A 15,688-nucleotide genomic window follows, 5' to 3' on the forward strand; every position below is an offset into this window, starting at 1 on the left:
CATTCCCTCTCTCTGACCCTCTCCCAGGAATGGGAAAGGGAATATCCGAGTAGCCCGTAGCCCGGATGCAGCCCGTAGCCCGGATGCAATCCGGGGGCGGAGCTGAGGGCTACCGCTTTAGCGTATCCACCGCCACACCGGGGAAGTCGGTGATGATGCTGTCTACGCCGAAGTCTGCCAGGCGGCGCATCAGGGCCGGGTCATTGACCGTCCATACGGAGACGTGGAAGCCGGATTTCTGCGCCTTGAGCAGCCGCTCCGGCGTGCACAGGGTCCAGTTCAGCGCGAGCATCGAGCACTCGTGGTGAGCGGCGACCTTGAGCGGGTCCAGCCAGTTGTACTCGGCTACCAGTCCACGCGACAGTTCCGGAGTGAGCCGGCGCAGCGCGCGCAAAACCTCGCGCGAGCTGCTGGTGACGGTGACCTTGTCCTTGATGCCGAAGCGTTCGGCCAGGGCCTGGATGGCCAGCACGGTACGCGCCGCCCGCACTCGCGAGGCGCTTTTGACCTCCAGCTGCCAGTGCTCGAAGGGGCACTGCTCGAACAGGGTTTCCAGCGTGGGGATGGGGCAGGGCGTCTTCCAGCCGGGGCCGCCCAGGCGTGCGTCGAGCGCCGTGAGCTCCTCCGCGTCGTGCTCCACCACCTTGCCACGGCGGCCGGTGGTGCGCTTGAGGGTCGGGTCGTGAATCACCATCAGCTCGCCGTCGCGCGACAGGTGCAGGTCCAGCTCGCAACGGGTAACGCCATGTTCGAGGCAGCGCTGGAAGCTGGCGAGGGTGTTTTCCGGTGCTTCGCCCTTGGCGCCGCGGTGGCCGTAAATAAGGGTCACTGTTGTTCCTCGATGGGATAGCGGGGCTGGTGATGCAGCACGCTGTTCACCACATGGTCGTATTCGAAATAGACGCTGAAGGTGCGGTAGTCCCAGCGGGTGATCGGTGGCTGGCCCACCGGCGGGTGTTCCTCGTCGGCCAGGCCGAAGCGCTCCAGCACCGAGCGCTTGGACTCGCCCAGCGTGGGCAGTCCGGCGATATCGGCCCCTTGCTGGCCAACGGGAATCTCGAGGGTCTCGGCCAGCGCCGGCGTCGCCAGCCACAGGGCGGCGAGCAGGGAAAACACCAGTCTCATCGTTCTTGCTCCTTGGCGATGCGTCGTTCCAGGGCCTGCTTCTGCAGGATGTGGCGGGCCAGGAGCTGACGCTGGGCGTCCGTCAGTGCCTCGAATTCGGTACCGATTTCGAAGCGGCCATCGTCGCGCGCCTGGCAATGCACGACCTGAGCCCGCAGCAGCAACCCGAGGGCCTGCGGCATCAGCACCATCTTGATCGCCAGGTGGCTGCCGGTGGCCACGGCCTGGCCGTGCTGGAAGCTCACGCCGCCCTCGGAAAGCGACACCTGGCGCGGCGTGCCGATCTCGCGCAGCAGGCTCTGCGCCATGGCCTGGCCGATCAGGTCGATGCGCTTGTTCATCACCTTGAGGTAATTGGCCAGGGTGCGATCGCGCTCGCTGATGTGGCGCAGCAGATGCTGCGACTCGAAATCCAGCAGGTGCAGATCGCTGAGCAGGTTGAACAGCGGCGAGCTGTCGTGAAGCGGGTCACTGGCCTGCGCCTCGGCTCCGGCGAGCAGGCTGAAATCCAGTGCGATCGTATCCTCGATACGGTAGTATTCGCGGCGATCATCGACGTCTTGATTCGACATGGCGAACCCATGGCAGCAGTGGTGGTCTGAGTGTAAAGCCGCGCGCCAGGCCCCGCCACAAGGACGTTTCTCCCTTCCGCCAGCGAACCTCATTCATGTTCAGACCCCTGCCGTTTTTCATCGGCGTGCGTTACACGCGGGCCCGACGCCGCAGCTTGTTCGTCTCCTTCATCTCCCTCACTTCGATCATCGGTCTCGCCCTCGGCGTGCTGGTGATGATCGTCGTTTTGTCGGTGATGAACGGTTTCGACCGCGAGATGCGCGATCGCGTTCTAGGCATGGTGCCGCACGCCACGCTCGACAGCGCCACACCCATCGAGGATTGGCGCACCATCGGCCAAGGCCTGCTGCGTCATCCGCAGGTGGCGGCCATCGCCCCCTTCACCCAGATGCAGGGCCTGCTGACCAACAACGGCCAGGTGCAGAAGGTGCTGGTCAACGCCATCGACCCGGCCGAGGAGGGCAAGGTGTCGATCATCGGCGACTACTTCCTCGACCAGCAGGGCTCCCTGGACGCGCTCGAGGCCGGCAAGTTCGGCATCGTCGTCGGCGACCTGGCGGCGAAGAAGCTCGGCCTGAAGATCGGTGACAAGGTCACGTTCGTCGCGCCCGAGGTCTCGGTGACGCCGGCCGGGATGTTCCCGCGCATGAAGCGCTTCACCGTGGTCGGCATCTTCCACGTCGGTGCCGGCGAGATCGACGGCCACGTGGTGATGACCCACGTGCAGGATGCCGGCCGCGTGCTGCGCCTGAAACCGGGCGAGGTGCAGGGCATCCGCCTGAAACTGCACGACCTGTTCCAGGCGCCGCAGGTGGCCTGGGAGCTGGCCGGCCTGCTGCGCGACCAGGAGTTCTACGCCCGCGACTGGACCCGCACCCACGGCAACCTGTACCAGGCCATCCGCATGGAGAAGACCATGATCGGCCTGCTGCTGTTGCTGATCGTCGCGGTGGCCGCGTTCAACATCATCTCCACCCTGGTGATGGTGGTGACCGACAAGAAGGCCGACATCGCCATCCTGCGCACCCTCGGCGCCACGCCGCGGCAGATCATGCTGACCTTCATGGTGCAGGGGACGGTGATCGGCGTGGTCGGCACCCTGGTCGGCGGCGTGCTCGGCGTGCTCGCCGCGCTCAACGTCAGCGCCGCGATCAAGGGCCTGGAGAATCTGCTCGGCATCCAGTTCCTCAATGCCGAGGTGTACTTCATCGATTACCTGCCGTCGCAGGTACAGGGCACCGACGTTGCGCTGGTCTGCGGCGCCGCCCTGGTTCTGAGTTTTCTCGCCACCCTTTACCCGGCCTGGCGTGCGGCGCGCACCCAGCCAGCGGAGGCTTTGCGTTATGAGTGACACGTCCGTCCTGAGTTGCCGCAACCTGGGCAAGAGTTACGAGGAAGGCCCGCAGACGGTCGAGGTGCTGTCCAACGTCGAGCTGGAGCTGCTGCCCGGCGAGCGCGTGGCCGTCGTCGGTACGTCCGGCTCGGGCAAGAGCACGCTGCTGAACATGCTCGGCGGCCTCGATACGCCGAGCAAGGGCAGCGTCTGGCTGGCCGGCGAGGAGCTTTCGGCGCTCAACGAGAAGGCCCGCGGCCTGTTGCGCAACCGCGCGCTGGGCTTCGTCTACCAGTTCCATCATCTGCTGCCGGAATTCACCGCGCTGGAGAACGTGTGCATGCCGCTGCTGATCGGCAAGACGCCGATCCCCGAGGCGCGCCAGCGTGCCACCGCGCTGCTGGAGCGGGTCGGCCTCGGCCATCGCCTGTCGCACAAGCCGGCCGAGTTGTCCGGTGGTGAGCGCCAGCGCGTGGCCATCGCCCGTGCGCTGGTCAACAACCCCGCGCTGGTGTTGCTCGACGAGCCCACCGGCAACCTCGACCAGCACACCGGCCATGGCATCCAGGAGCTAATGCGCGAGCTCAGCCGCGACTCGCGTACCGCCTTCCTGGTGGTGACACACGATCCGCAGCTGGCCGGCCAGATGGACCGCGTGTTGCGCTTGGAAGACGGCAAACTGGTGGCCGCCTGACATGTTCAGACCTATCAGTGTCTTCGTCGGCACCCGCTACACCCGGGCCAAGCGGCGCAACCACTACATCTCCTTCATCTCCCTGACCTCGATGATCGGCCTGGGCCTCGGCGTGCTGGCCATGATCGTGGTGCTGTCAGTGATGAACGGCTTCCAGAAGGAAATGAGCTCGCGCATCCTCGGCATGGTGCCTCACGCCACCCTGTCCGCCGCGCAGCCGCTGGACGACTGGCAGGCGGTGGCCGCCGCCGCGATGGAGCACAGGCAGGTCACCGGCGCGGCGCCGTTCGCCGAGCTGGAGGGCATGTTCTCCTACAAAGGCAACATGCAGCCGGTGCAGATCAACGGCATCGACCCGGCCGAGGAGCAGAAGGTCTCGATCATTGGTCGGCACATGGTCCAGGGCCGCCTCGACGACCTCAAGGCCGGGGAGTTCGGCGTGGTGATCGGCGACATCACCGCGCGGCGCTTTCGCCTCGGGCTCGGCGACAAGCTGACCCTGATCGTGCCCGAGCTGAGCAACGCCGCCGGCGGTATCACCCCGCGCATGCTGCGTCTTTCCGTGGTCGGCGTGTTCAAGGTTGGCGCCGAACTGGACGGCAGCCTGGCGCTGATCCACATCGCCGATGCCTCCGGCATCCAGCGCATGAAAGAGGGGCAGGTGCAGAGCGTGCGCATCGCGCTGAAGGACCTTTACCAGGCGCCGCAGGTGTCCGCCGCCATCGCCGCGCGGCTCGGCGATGGCTACAAGGCAGTGTCGTGGAAGGAGACCCAGGGCAGCCTGTTCAGCGCCATGCAGATGGAGAAGACCATGATCGGCCTGCTGCTGCTGCTGATCATCGCAGTGGCCGCCTTCAACATCATCGCCACGCTGATCATGGTGGTGGCGGACAAGCGTGCCGACATCGCCATTCTGCGTACTCTGGGCGCGACGCCAGGGCAGATCATGGCCACCTTCATGGTCCAGGGCACGGTGATCGGCTGCATCGGCACCCTGATCGGCGGCGTGCTGGGCGTGACCGTCGCGCTCAACATCAGCGGCTGGGTGGCCTGGCTGGAGCGGGCCTCGGGGATGCATATCTTCAGCTCGGACGTGTACTTTATCAGCAGCCTGCCATCCGACCTGCGTGGCCTGGATGTGCTGGTGATCTGTGGCGCCGCGTTGCTGATGAGCTTTCTCGCCACGCTGTACCCGTCCTGGCGGGCGTCGCGCACGCAGCCGGCCGAGGCGCTGCGCTACGAGTGAGGCTGGGAGCCGAAAAGAAAAAACGCCGCGATCATCGCGGCGTTTTCTTTTCGCTTCGGCGTGCCGGCTATTCGACGGCCTGGCGGCGACGCTCGGCGCGTTTGCGCCAGCTGTGTGCCACCCACCAGCGCCAGTAGAGCATGGTGGTGCCGTAGGCCAGCGCGGCGAGCAGCGTGCCGGTCACGACCGAGCCCAGCAGGAACGGCTTCCAGACGATGGCCAACTCGCCGCTGATCCATTCCCAGGTCAGCTCGTCCGGCAGTTCCATGGACGGGATGCCGAGCAGCCAGCTGCCCATCTTGTAGGTGCAGTAGAAGATCGGCGGCATGGTGAAGGGGTTGGTCAGCCACACCAGGCCTACCGAGATCGGCAGATTGGCGCGGATCGGAATCGCCAGGCAGGCGGCGAGCAGCATCTGCATCGGCGCCGGAATGAAGGCGGCGAACAGCCCGGCCGCCATCGCGCGCGCCACCGAGTGGCGGTTCAGGTGCCAGAGATTGGGGTCGTGCAGCAGGGTGCCGAGAAAACGCAGGGACTTGTGCTCCCGGATCATCTCGGGATTGGGCATGTAGCGTTTGAACAGACGACGGGGCATGAGCAGTCTCGCAAGACACGAGCGGCTATTATGCACCGATGGTCGCAGGCGGGCTTGGCCGCATTGTGACAACCGATAACCCAGGATGGGGAAACGATGCGCTCAGGGATGCTCGCGCTGGCTGCAGGCCTGGCCTGCCTGCCGTTCCTGCCGGCACTGCCGCCGACCTGGCTGCTGCTGGCATTGCTGCCGGTGGCGCTGATGCTGCTGCCCTGGCGCAGCTACCCCGCCGCGTTGTTCCTGCTCGGTTTCGCCTGGGCCTGCCACAGCGCCCAGTCCGCACTGGACGACTGGCTGCCGACGCCTCTCGATGGTCGCACCCTGTGGCTGGAAGGGCGGGTCAGCGGCCTGCCCGAGGCCGGCGGAGGTGTCGTGCGTTTCCAGCTGGAGCAGGCGAGCGCCCGTGAACACCGCTTGCCCGCGCGACTGCGCCTGTCCTGGTACGACGGTCCGCCATTATTGGCCGGCGAGCGCTGGCGCCTGGCGGTCAAGCTCAAGCGCCCGCGCGGCCTGGTCAATCCGCAGGGCTTCGACTACGAGGCCTGGTTGCTGGCCCAGCGCATCGGTGCCACCGGCACGGTGAAGGCGGGTGAGCGATTGGTGCCAGCCTCGGGGCCTAGCGCCTGGCGCGACGGCTTGCGCCAGCGTCTGCTCGAGGTGGACGCCCATGGTCGTGCCGGCGGCCTGGCCGCCCTGGTGCTGGGCGATGACTCCGGCCTCAGCCGCGCCGATTGGCGGGTGCTGCAGGACACCGGCACCGTGCACCTGCTGGTGATCTCCGGCCAGCACGTGGCGCTGCTGGCCGCGCTGCTCTACGGCCTGGTCGCCGGCCTGGCCCGGCTCGGCCTGTGGCCGCGCGCGCTGCCCTGGTTGCCCTGGGCCTGTGGCCTGGCCTTCGCCGGCGCGCTGGGCTACGGGTTGCTGGCCGGCTTCGAGGTGCCGGTGCGCCGTGCCTGCGTGATGGTCGCGCTGGTGTTGCTGTGGCGCCTGCGCTTTCGCCATCTCGGCTTGTGGTTTCCGCTGTTGCTGGCGTTCATCCTGGTGCTGCTGGTCGAGCCGTTGGCCAGCCTGCAGGCGGGCTTCTGGCTGTCCTTCGGCGCGGTGGCGGTGCTCGCCTGGGTGTTCGGCGGGCGGCTCGGCGCCTGGTCCTGGTGGCGCATCTGGTGGCGCGCCCAGTGGACCCTGGCGCTCGGCCTGCTGCCGCTGTTCTTCGCCCTGGGCCTGCCGCTCAGCCTGAGCGGTCCGCTGGCCAACCTGTTCGCCGTGCCTTGGGTCAGCCTGCTGGTGGTGCCGCTGGCATTGCTCGGCACGCTGCTGTTGCCGCTGCCCTGGCTGGGCGAGGCATTGCTGTGGCTCGCCGGTGGTCTGTTGGAGCTGTTATTCCAGGCGCTCGCCTGGCTGGCCGGTGCGTTGCCGGCCTGGCTGCCCACGTCACTGCCGCTCTGGTGCTGGCTGTTGGGCAGCCTGGGCGCGCTGCTGTGCCTGGCTCCGGCGGGGCTGCCGGGACGCGCGCTGGGGTTGGCCATGTTGCTGGCATTCTTCCTGCCGCCTCGTGAGCGAATTCCGGAGGGCCAGGCGGAGATCTGGCAGCTGGATGTCGGTCAGGGCCTGGCGGTGCTGGTACGCACCCGCGAGCATGCGCTGCTGTACGACGCGGGCCCGCGCTTCGGCGACTTCGACCTGGGTGAGCGGGTCGTGCTGCCTTCTCTGCGCCAGCTCGGCGTCGGTCGGCTCGATCTGATGCTGCTCAGCCACGCCGACAGCGACCATGCCGGCGGCGCCGAGGCGGTGGCCCGCGGCATGGGCATGGGCCGTGTGCTGAGTGGCGAGGCCAGCCAGCTGCCGACCGCATTGCGCGCAGAGTCCTGCGTCGATGGCGGCGAATGGCAATGGGACGGCGTACGCTTCCGCACCTGGCGCTGGTCGGCGGCCCAAGAGGGCAACCAGGCCTCCTGCGTGCTCAAGGTGGAGGCGGAGGGCGAGAGCCTACTGCTGACCGGCGACATCGACCAGCGCGCCGAGCAGGCGCTGATCGACCTGGGCCGAGCCCTGCGCTCGGACTGGTTGCAGGTGCCGCACCACGGCAGTCGCAGTTCCTCGAGTGCCACCTTCCTCGACGCCGTGGCGCCGCGGGGCGCCTTGATCTCGCGCGGCTGGCACAACCCCTTCGGTCATCCGCACCCGGGAGTCGTGGCGCGTTATCGGGAACGCGATATCGAGCTGTACGACAGCGCCGAGCACGGCGCCATCCGCCTGCTGCTGGGCTCTGGCGAAGGCGTTTCCACCTGGCGCGAGCGCCCGCGTTTCTGGCGGGAAAAATGAGAACCGGGATGGTCTGCGTCGGCGCGACCCTATGCTAGAGTGGCGCCACTTTTCGGAGGGGGAATCGATACCGTGTGGGAGCTGGTCAAATCTGGCGGCTGGATGATGCTGCCGATCATTCTGTGTTCCATCGCCGCTGCCGGCATCATTGCCGAACGCCTCTGGACCCTGCGCGCCAGCCGTATCGCGCCGCCCCATCTGCTGGGCCAGGTATGGCTGTGGATCAAGGAAAAGAAGCTCACCAACGACAAGCTCAAGGAGCTGCGCGCCAACTCCCCGCTGGGGCAGGTGCTCGCCGCGGGCCTGGCCAACTCCAAGCATGGTCGCGAGATCATGAAGGAGTGCATCGAAGAGGCCGCCGCCCGCGTCATCCATGAGCTGGAGCGCTACCTCAACGCCCTCGGCACCATCGCCGGCGTGGCGCCGCTGCTCGGCCTGCTCGGCACCGTGCTGGGCATGATCGACATCTTCAGCGCCTTCATGGGTTCCAACATGGCCAACGCCGCGGTGCTCGCCGGCGGTATCGCCAAGGCCCTGATCACCACCGCCGCCGGCCTGTTCGTGGCCATCCCGGCGCTGTTCTTCCACCGCTTCCTGCAGCGTCGCGTCGACGAACTGGTGGTCGGCATGGAACAGGAGGCGATCAAGCTGGTGGAAGTGGTACAGGGCGACCGTGACGTCGACATGGGCAACGGCGCCGCGCCGGTTGCCACCGCCAAGGACACCCGCAAAGAGGGCAAGAAGGCGTGAAGTTCCGGCGCAAACCGCGGGAGAACGTCGAGATCAACCTGGCGTCGCTGATCGACGTGGTATTCATCCTGCTGCTGTTCTTCGTGGTCACCACCACCTTCACCCGCGAGACCCAGCTCAAGGTCGACCTGCCCGAGGCTGCCAGCGGCACGCCGCCGGAAGACACCGCGCTGAAGCAGCTGGAAGTGCTGATCAGCCCCGAGGGCAGCTACTCGCTGAACGGCCAGCCGTTGCTCAAGAGCGACCTGGAAGGCCTGATGGCTGCCCTGGGCAAGGAATCCGGCGGTGACAACAGCCTGCCGCTGGCCATCAGCGCCGACGCCAAGACCCCGCACCAGGCGGTGATTACCGCGATGGACGCCGCCGGCAAGCTGGGCTTTTCCCATCTGCGCATCACCACCGTCGAGGCCGAGGCCAAGCCTTGAGCCTCGCCGACCGGCTCACCGCCGCCTGGTACCACGGCCATCCGGCCCTGATCCTGCTGCGCCCGCTGGAGTGGCTGTACCGGCGGGTGGTGCAGGGCAGGCGCCGCGCGTTTCTCGCCGGCGAGGGCGACATCTACCGCGCCCCGGTGCCGGTGCTGGTGGTCGGCAACGTCACGGTCGGCGGGACCGGCAAGACCCCCATGATTCTCTGGTTGATCGAGCATTGCCGCGCGCGAGGCCTGCGCGTCGGCGTGGTCAGTCGCGGCTATGGCGCCACGCCGCCGCAGCTGCCCTGGCGCGTGCGAGCGGATGATCCGGCCAGCGATGCCGGCGACGAGCCACTGCTGATCGTCCAGCGCAGCGGCGTGCCGATGATGATCGATCCGCGGCGCACCCGCGCCGTGCAGGCGCTGGTGGAGCAGGAGGAACTGGATCTGATCCTCTGCGACGACGGCCTGCAGCATTACCGCCTGGCCCGCGACATCGAGCTGGTGCTGGTGGATGCGGCGCGTGGCCTGGGCAATGGCCGCTGTCTGCCAGCCGGCCCCCTGCGTGAACCGGCCGAGCGCCTGGCCGAGGTGGATGCGGTGCTGCGCAACGGCGCCAGCGAGGACGGCAAGGGCGGATACGCCCTGCAGTTGCGCCCGAGCTCGCTGGTCAACCTGCGCAGCGGCGAGCGGGTCGGGCTGGGGCATTTCCCGCCGGGCCAGCAGGTCCACGCGGTCGCCGGCATCGGCAACCCGCAGCGTTTCTTCAACACCCTCGAAGCGCTAAACTGGCGGCCGATCGCGCATCCCTTCGCCGACCACGCCAGCTTCAGCCCCGAGGCGCTGCAATTCAGTCCCGAACTGCCGCTGGTGATGACCGAGAAGGACGCGGTGAAATGCCGGGCCTTCGCTGCCGCCGACTGGTGGTACCTGGCCGTCGATGCGCAGCCGTCGTCGGCGTTCGCCACCTGGCTGGACGCCAAGCTGGACAGCCTGCTGACCGCGAAGCGCTGAGCTTCGCGTCCCGTATTCCCACCTCTTCGAGGACTCCCCATGGATCCCAAACTGCTCGACATCCTGGCCTGCCCGGTGTGCAAGGGCCCGCTGCAGCTTTCCGAGGACAAGACCGAGCTGATCAGCAAGGGCGCCGGCCTGGCGTACCCGATCCGCGACGGCATCCCGGTGATGCTGGAGAGCGAAGCTCGCACCCTGACCGTCGATGAGCGCCTGGACAAGTAAATGACCGTTTTCACCGTCGTGATCCCCGCCCGCTACGCCTCCAGCCGCCTGCCCGGCAAACCGCTGCAGGACATCGCCGGCAAGCCCATGGTCCAGCACGTCTGGGCACAGGCGAAGCAGAGCGGGGCCGCCCGCGTGGTGGTGGCCACCGATGACGCGCGCATCCTCGAGGCCTGCCAGGGCTTCGGCGCCGAGGTGCTGATGACCCGCGTCGACCACAACTCCGGCACCGACCGCCTGGCCGAAGTTGCCACCCAGCTGGGCCTGGCCAACGACGCCATCGTGGTCAACGTGCAGGGCGACGAGCCGCTGATCCCGCCGAGCATCATCGATCAGGTGGCCGCCAACCTGGCCGCCAATCCGCAGGCCGGCATCGCCACGCTGGCCGAGCCGATCGATGACGTTGCTGCGCTGTTCAACCCCAACGTGGTCAAGGTGGTGGCCGACAAGTCAGGCCTGGCCCTGACTTTCAGTCGCGCGCCGCTGGCCTGGGCCCGCGATGCCTTTGCCAAGAGTCGCGACGTGCTGCCGGAAGGCGTGCCGTACCGTCGGCATATCGGCATCTATGCCTACCGCGCCGGCTTTCTCCACGACTTCGTCGCCTGGGGCCCATGCTGGCTGGAAGACACCGAGTGTCTGGAGCAGCTGCGCGCCCTGTGGCATGGCGTGCGCATCCATGTCGCCGATGCTTTGGAGGCGCCGGCCGCTGGCGTCGACACCCCGGAAGACCTGGAGCGGGTGCGTCGCCTGCTGGGGGCCTGATGCGCGTCCTGTTCGTCTGCATGGGCAACATCTGCCGCTCGCCCACGGCCGAGGGCGTGTTTCGCCATCGCCTGCGGGGCGCCGGCCTGCACGAGCGGGTGACGGTGGACTCCGCCGGTACTGGCGACTGGCACGTTGGCAAGGCGCCCGACGGCCGTTCCAGCCAGGCGGCGCTGAGCCGCGGCTATGACCTGTCGAGCCTGCGCGCACGCCAGGTGCAGCGCGAGGATTTCCAGCGCTTCGACCTGATCCTGGCCATGGACCACGACAATCTGGCCCGCCTGCAGGGGCTGCGGCCCGGCAGCGGCGGTGCCGATCTGGATCTGTTCCTGCGTCGCTACCAGCTGGCGCTGGACGAGGTGCCCGATCCCTATTACGGCGGCGCCGATGGCTTCGAGCAGGTGCTGGACCTGATCGAGCAGGCCAGTGATGCGCTGCTCGCCGAGATCCGGGGGCGCCTGTGAGCCTGCACCTGCACGAGTCGGTTTCCCTGAAACCCTTCAACACCTTCGGCGTGGAAGTGAAGGCCCGGCTGTTCGCCGAGGCGCGTAGCGACGACGAGGTACGCGAGGCGCTGGCCGAGGCCGAGCGCCTTGGCCTGCCGCTGCTTCCGGTCGGTGGCGGCAGCAACCTGCTGCTGACCGGCGACGTGGAGGCTCTGGTGCTGCGCATGGCCAGTCGCGGGCTGCGCATCTTCGAAGACGATGGCGAGCGAGTGCTGGTGGAGGCGGAGGCCGGCGAGCCCTGGCATCCGTTCGTGCTCTGGAGCCTGGAGCAGGGTCTTTCCGGCCTGGAGAACCTCAGCCTGATTCCGGGTACCGTCGGCGCCGCGCCGATGCAGAACATCGGTGCCTACGGCGTCGAGATCAGCGATGTATTCGCCGGGCTTACTGCGCTGGATCGCCAGAGCGGCGAGCTGCGCGAGTTCGGCCTGGAGGAATGCGCATTCGCGTACCGCGACAGTCTGTTCAAGCAGCAGCCGGGGCGCTGGCTGATCCTGCGGGTACGTTTCGCCCTGAGCCGCAAGGCGACGCTGCGCCTGGACTACGGTCCGGTGCGCCAGCGCTTGCAGCAGGAGGGCATCGAGACGCCGACCGCCCGCGACGTGAGCCGCGCCATCTGCGCCATCCGCAGCGAGAAGTTGCCCGACCCGGCCGAGCTGGGCAATGCCGGCAGCTTCTTCAAGAATCCGGTGGTGCCGATCGAGCTGGCCGAGCGTATCCGTGCCGAGCACGCCGATCTGGTCAGCTATCCGGCCGGCGAGGGATTGGCCAAGCTGGCCGCCGGCTGGCTGATCGAGCGGGCAGGGTGGAAGGACTTTCGCGAGGGTGACGCCGGCGTGCATCGTCTGCAGGCACTGGTGCTGGTCAACCATGGCGCGGCAACCGGCAGCGAACTGCTGGCCCTGGCGCGGCGCATCCAGGCGGATATCGAGCGGCGCTTCGGTGTGGCGCTGGAGATAGAGCCCAACGTGATCTGAGGGCTGTTCGTGCCGGTCTCGTTACCGTACGGGCCGAAACGAAAAAGGGGATGCCGAAGCATCCCCTTTTTTATGCGCCGCTGAATCAGTGCTGCGGCTTGGTCTCGTCCTCGGTCGCCGGGGCGGCCTCGGTGCCGGCTTCGGCCTGCTGCTCCGCGACGGTCTCGTCACTCGGCTCGCTCTGGGTTACCTGGGGAATCTCCAGGATGGCCTCGGGGGCCTCCGCTACCGGCTCTTCGACGGTCTCGACGACGCTCTCCATCGGGGCGGCAGCCGGCTCGGCCACGGGCTCAACGGCCTCGACCTTCGGTGCAGCCTCGGCTGCAGCGGCGAGGCGGGCGGCCTCCTGCTGGCGACGACGCACTTCACGCGGATCGTTCGGTGCGCGACCGCCACTGGCCTGGGCCGGCGCGGTTGCCGGAGCCTCTTCCACCACCGGCGCGGCCGGAGCTTCGACGGCAGGCTCCGCAACGGCCGGTTCGGCCGGCGCGGTGACGACCGCCGCGGTGTCGACCGGCGCGGTTTCCACGGTTACCGGCTCGTTGGCGACGACCGGCGCGGGCTCTTCGGCCATGACGCGAACTTCGGGCTGCTGCGCCCGTTCTTCGGCCGCGACGCTGGCTTCAGCCTGCTGCGGTTGCTCGGCGACCGGAGACTGCTCGGTTTCGGCCAGGGCCTGCTCGGCGACGAAGGTCACGGCAGCGGCGGCGGCCACGGCAGCGCCTTCGGCAGACGTTGTGGTAGCGCCTTCGGTGCCTTCGGCTGCGGCCTCTTCGCCTTCCTCGACGATGGGGTTGCCATCGGCATCGCGCAGACGCTCGCGGCGGTTGCTGCGGCGACGCTGGCCACGGGAGCGGCGGCGCGGACGATCACCGCCCTCGTCGGCGTCCTGACCGTCTTCCAGCTGCTCGGCGTTCTCCAGCACTTCCTCTTCGGCGGCCTCGGCGCTCAGTTGCTCGGGACGCGGCTGGCGCTCTTCACGCGGCGGGCGCGGCTGACGCTCCTCGCGCGGCTTGCGCTCTGCACGTTGCTCCTGGGCTTCGGCATTGCCGGCATCCAGCGGTTCGCGCAGTTCGCGGCGGCGCTCTTCGCGACCTTCGCGCGGCTGGCGCTCACTGCGCTCACGACGGTTTTCCTGGCCTTCACCGCGCGGCTCGCGGGGCTCGCGTGGTTGACGCTCCTGGCGCTCCTCGCGGGGCTGGCGTTCTTCGCGAGCTTCGCGCGGCTGACGCTCTTCACGCGGCTTGCGCTCCTCGCGCTCGCCACGGTCACTGCGCTCGTTGCGTTCACCACGCTCGCTACGATCACGGCCACGGCCGTCGCGACGATTCTGCTGGCGACCGTTGCGGCGCTCGTCGCCACGCGGCTTGCGCTCGGCGGGCTTGGCTTCGGCAGTCGGCTGCGGTTCTTCTTCCTTGCCGGCGAACAGGCTGACCAGTCCCTTGACCAGGCCCTTGAACAGGCTCGGCTGCGGGGTCGGCGCGACCGGCGCCAGCGGGGCGGCCGGGGTCGGTGCGGCCGGGCGCGGCGGGGTGGTCTTCAGCGCGGCTTCCTGGCGAACCAGGGTGCGGGTGGCGCTGACCGGCTGGGCGTCTTCGACTTCCGCAGCGGCCATTTCGTAGCTGGACTGGCCGCTCATCACTTCCGGGCTGTCGTCGCGCAGGCGCTGGACTTCGAAGTGCGGGGTTTCCAGGTGGTCGTTCGGCAGGATCACGATGCGCGCACGGGTGCGCAGCTCGATCTTGGTGATGCTGTTGCGCTTCTCGTTGAGCAGGAAGGCGGCAACCGGGATCGGCACCTGGGCGCGAACCTCGGCGGTGCGGTCCTTCAGGGCCTCTTCCTCGATCAGGCGCAGGATGGCCAGCGACAGGGACTCGACGTCGCGGATGATGCCCTGGCCGTTGCAGCGCGGGCAGACGATGCCGCTGGTCTCGCCGAGCGACGGACGCAGGCGCTGACGGGACATTTCCAGCAGGCCGAAGCGCGAGATGCGGCCGACCTGGACGCGGGCGCGGTCGGCTTCCAGGGCTTCGCGGACTTTTTCTTCCACGGCGCGCTGGTTCTTGGCCGGGGTCATGTCGATGAAGTCGATGACGATCAGGCCGCCGATGTCGCGCAGGCGCAGCTGGCGGGCGATCTCTTCGGCCGCTTCCAGGTTGGTCTGCAGGGCGGTTTCTTCGATGTCGCCGCCTTTGGTCGCACGCGCCGAGTTGATGTCGATGGACACCAAGGCTTCGGTCGGGTCGATCACGATGGAGCCGCCGGACGGTAGCTTCACTTCGCGCTGAAAGGCGGTCTCGATCTGGCTCTCGATCTGGAAGCGGTTGAACAGCGGCACGCTGTCTTCGTACAGCTTGATCTTGCTGGCGTACTGCGGCATGACCTGCTGGATGAAGGCCAAGGCTTCTTCCTGGGCCTCGACGCTGTCCACCAGTACTTCGCCGATGTCCTGGCGCAGGTAGTCGCGGATGGCGCGGATGATGACGTTGGATTCCTGGTAGATCAGGAACGGTGCGGCACGACCCTGGGAGGCTTCCTTGATGGCGGTCCACAGCTGGATCAGGTAGTCCAGGTCGAGCTGCAGCTCTTCGCTGGAGCGACCGAGGCCGGCGGTGCGCACGATCAGGCCCATGTCGCCCGGGGCGTTGAGGCCGTTCAGCGCTTCACGCAGTTCGTTGCGCTCTTCGCCTTCGATGCGGCGGGAAATGCCACCGGCGCGTGGGTTGTTCGGCATCAGGACCAGGTAACGGCCGGCGAGGCTGATGAAGGTGGTCAGGGCGGCGCCCTTGTTGCCACGCTCTTCCTTCTCGACCTGGACGATGACTTCCTGGCCTTCCTTCAATACTTCCTTGATGTTGACGCGGCCGCCTTCGGGGGCCTTGGAGAAGTATTCGCGGGAGATTTCCTTCAGCGGCAGGAAGCCATGGCGCTCGGCACCGAAATCGACGAACGCCGCTTCGAGGCTGGGCTCGACGCGGGTGATGCGGCCCTTGTAGATGTTGGCCTTCTTCTGCTCGCGGGCGCCGGACTCGATGTCCAGGTCGTAGAGCTTCTGGCCGTCTACCAGGGCGACACGCAACTCTTCGGGCTGAGTTGCGTTGATCAGCATTCTTTTCATGTTGTACCAATGGTTTCCGGGCTGCCGGAAACGGCGTTT

16 protein-coding genes are annotated in these 15,688 nt (G+C 67.7%); 11 read left to right on the forward strand and 5 right to left on the reverse strand.

What is annotated here, in order from left to right:
* Positions 1-109: 109 nt before the first annotated feature.
* From NF616_RS02850 to NF616_RS02860, 3 genes are read right to left on the reverse strand one after another with little or no spacing between them, the layout of a single operon-like run.
* The gene (locus tag NF616_RS02850; RefSeq protein WP_252271525.1) at positions 110-829 is read right to left on the reverse strand and encodes a glycerophosphodiester phosphodiesterase; all 720 of its coding nucleotides are present in this window, start codon (positions 827-829) and stop codon (positions 110-112) included.
* Positions 826-1,125, reverse strand: a complete 300-nt coding sequence (locus tag NF616_RS02855) for a phosphodiesterase (RefSeq protein WP_252271526.1) — start codon at positions 1,123-1,125, stop codon at positions 826-828. Before NF616_RS02855 ends, NF616_RS02850 begins: the two co-directional genes overlap by 4 nt.
* Positions 1,122-1,697 (reverse strand): PilZ domain-containing protein, encoded by a 576-nt coding sequence (locus NF616_RS02860; RefSeq protein WP_252271527.1) that lies wholly within the window; start codon positions 1,695-1,697, stop codon positions 1,122-1,124. Before NF616_RS02860 ends, NF616_RS02855 begins: the two co-directional genes overlap by 4 nt.
* A 95-nt stretch (positions 1,698-1,792) precedes the next feature.
* On the opposite strand from NF616_RS02860, the gene NF616_RS02865 reads away from it, so the two are divergent.
* Genes NF616_RS02865 through NF616_RS02875 form a run of 3 tightly spaced genes read left to right on the forward strand, consistent with a single transcriptional unit; the run spans position 1,793 to position 4,971 of the window.
* Complete coding sequence (locus NF616_RS02865; protein ID WP_252271528.1) at positions 1,793-3,049, forward strand: lipoprotein-releasing ABC transporter permease subunit; 1,257 nt, start codon at positions 1,793-1,795, stop codon at positions 3,047-3,049.
* Positions 3,042-3,725, forward strand: coding sequence for a lipoprotein-releasing ABC transporter ATP-binding protein LolD (gene lolD, locus NF616_RS02870; RefSeq protein WP_252271529.1), 684 nt, complete (start codon positions 3,042-3,044; stop codon positions 3,723-3,725). Before NF616_RS02865 ends, lolD begins: the two co-directional genes overlap by 8 nt.
* Before the next feature lies 1 nt (position 3,726).
* Positions 3,727-4,971 carry a lipoprotein-releasing ABC transporter permease subunit gene (locus tag NF616_RS02875; RefSeq protein ID WP_252271530.1) on the forward strand — a complete coding sequence of 415 codons (1,245 nt, stop codon included), beginning with the start codon at positions 3,727-3,729 and terminating at the stop codon, positions 4,969-4,971.
* Positions 4,972-5,038: 67 nt separating this feature from the next.
* Here the strand turns inward: NF616_RS02875 and NF616_RS02880 are convergent, their stop codons facing one another.
* The gene (locus tag NF616_RS02880) at positions 5,039-5,566 is read right to left on the reverse strand and encodes a DUF2062 domain-containing protein (RefSeq protein WP_252271531.1); all 528 of its coding nucleotides are present in this window, start codon (positions 5,564-5,566) and stop codon (positions 5,039-5,041) included.
* 96 nt (positions 5,567-5,662) lie between these two features.
* Here NF616_RS02880 and NF616_RS02885 point away from each other — a divergent pair, with 96 nt between their 5' ends.
* From NF616_RS02885 to murB, 8 genes are all read left to right on the forward strand, one after another.
* Positions 5,663-7,888 carry a DNA internalization-related competence protein ComEC/Rec2 gene (locus NF616_RS02885; protein ID WP_252271532.1) on the forward strand — a complete coding sequence of 742 codons (2,226 nt, stop codon included), beginning with the start codon at positions 5,663-5,665 and terminating at the stop codon, positions 7,886-7,888.
* Positions 7,889-7,960: 72 nt separating this feature from the next.
* Positions 7,961-8,638 carry a MotA/TolQ/ExbB proton channel family protein gene (locus NF616_RS02890; RefSeq protein WP_252271533.1) on the forward strand — a complete coding sequence of 226 codons (678 nt, stop codon included), beginning with the start codon at positions 7,961-7,963 and terminating at the stop codon, positions 8,636-8,638.
* Positions 8,635-9,063, forward strand: coding sequence for an ExbD/TolR family protein (locus NF616_RS02895; RefSeq protein ID WP_252271534.1), 429 nt, complete (start codon positions 8,635-8,637; stop codon positions 9,061-9,063). Before NF616_RS02890 ends, NF616_RS02895 begins: the two co-directional genes overlap by 4 nt.
* Entirely contained in the window at positions 9,060-10,064 is a 1,005-nt protein-coding gene (lpxK, locus tag NF616_RS02900) for a tetraacyldisaccharide 4'-kinase (protein ID WP_252271535.1), read from the forward strand. Before NF616_RS02895 ends, lpxK begins: the two co-directional genes overlap by 4 nt.
* Positions 10,065-10,103: 39 nt before the next feature.
* On the forward strand, positions 10,104-10,289 hold the full coding sequence (locus NF616_RS02905) for a Trm112 family protein (RefSeq protein WP_252271536.1): 186 nt from the start codon (positions 10,104-10,106) through the stop codon (positions 10,287-10,289).
* Positions 10,290-11,051 (forward strand): 3-deoxy-manno-octulosonate cytidylyltransferase, encoded by a 762-nt coding sequence (kdsB, locus tag NF616_RS02910; protein WP_252271537.1) that lies wholly within the window; start codon positions 10,290-10,292, stop codon positions 11,049-11,051. It begins immediately after the preceding gene.
* Positions 11,051-11,515 carry a low molecular weight protein-tyrosine-phosphatase gene (locus NF616_RS02915; RefSeq protein WP_252271538.1) on the forward strand — a complete coding sequence of 155 codons (465 nt, stop codon included), beginning with the start codon at positions 11,051-11,053 and terminating at the stop codon, positions 11,513-11,515. The genes kdsB and NF616_RS02915 overlap by 1 nt, the downstream gene beginning before the upstream one ends.
* Positions 11,512-12,531, forward strand: coding sequence for a UDP-N-acetylmuramate dehydrogenase (gene murB, locus NF616_RS02920; protein WP_252271539.1), 1,020 nt, complete (start codon positions 11,512-11,514; stop codon positions 12,529-12,531). The genes NF616_RS02915 and murB overlap by 4 nt, the downstream gene beginning before the upstream one ends.
* A gap of 85 nt (positions 12,532-12,616) precedes the next feature.
* Here murB and rne read toward each other — a convergent pair whose 3' ends face one another.
* Positions 12,617-15,649 carry a ribonuclease E gene (gene rne, locus NF616_RS02925; RefSeq protein ID WP_252271540.1) on the reverse strand — a complete coding sequence of 1,011 codons (3,033 nt, stop codon included), beginning with the start codon at positions 15,647-15,649 and terminating at the stop codon, positions 12,617-12,619.
* Between the last annotated feature and the right edge of the window lie 39 nt (positions 15,650-15,688).

The sequence above is a fragment of the Pseudomonas subflava genome (assembly GCF_023823685.1).
Classification (GTDB): domain Bacteria; phylum Pseudomonadota; class Gammaproteobacteria; order Pseudomonadales; family Pseudomonadaceae; genus Aquipseudomonas; species Aquipseudomonas subflava.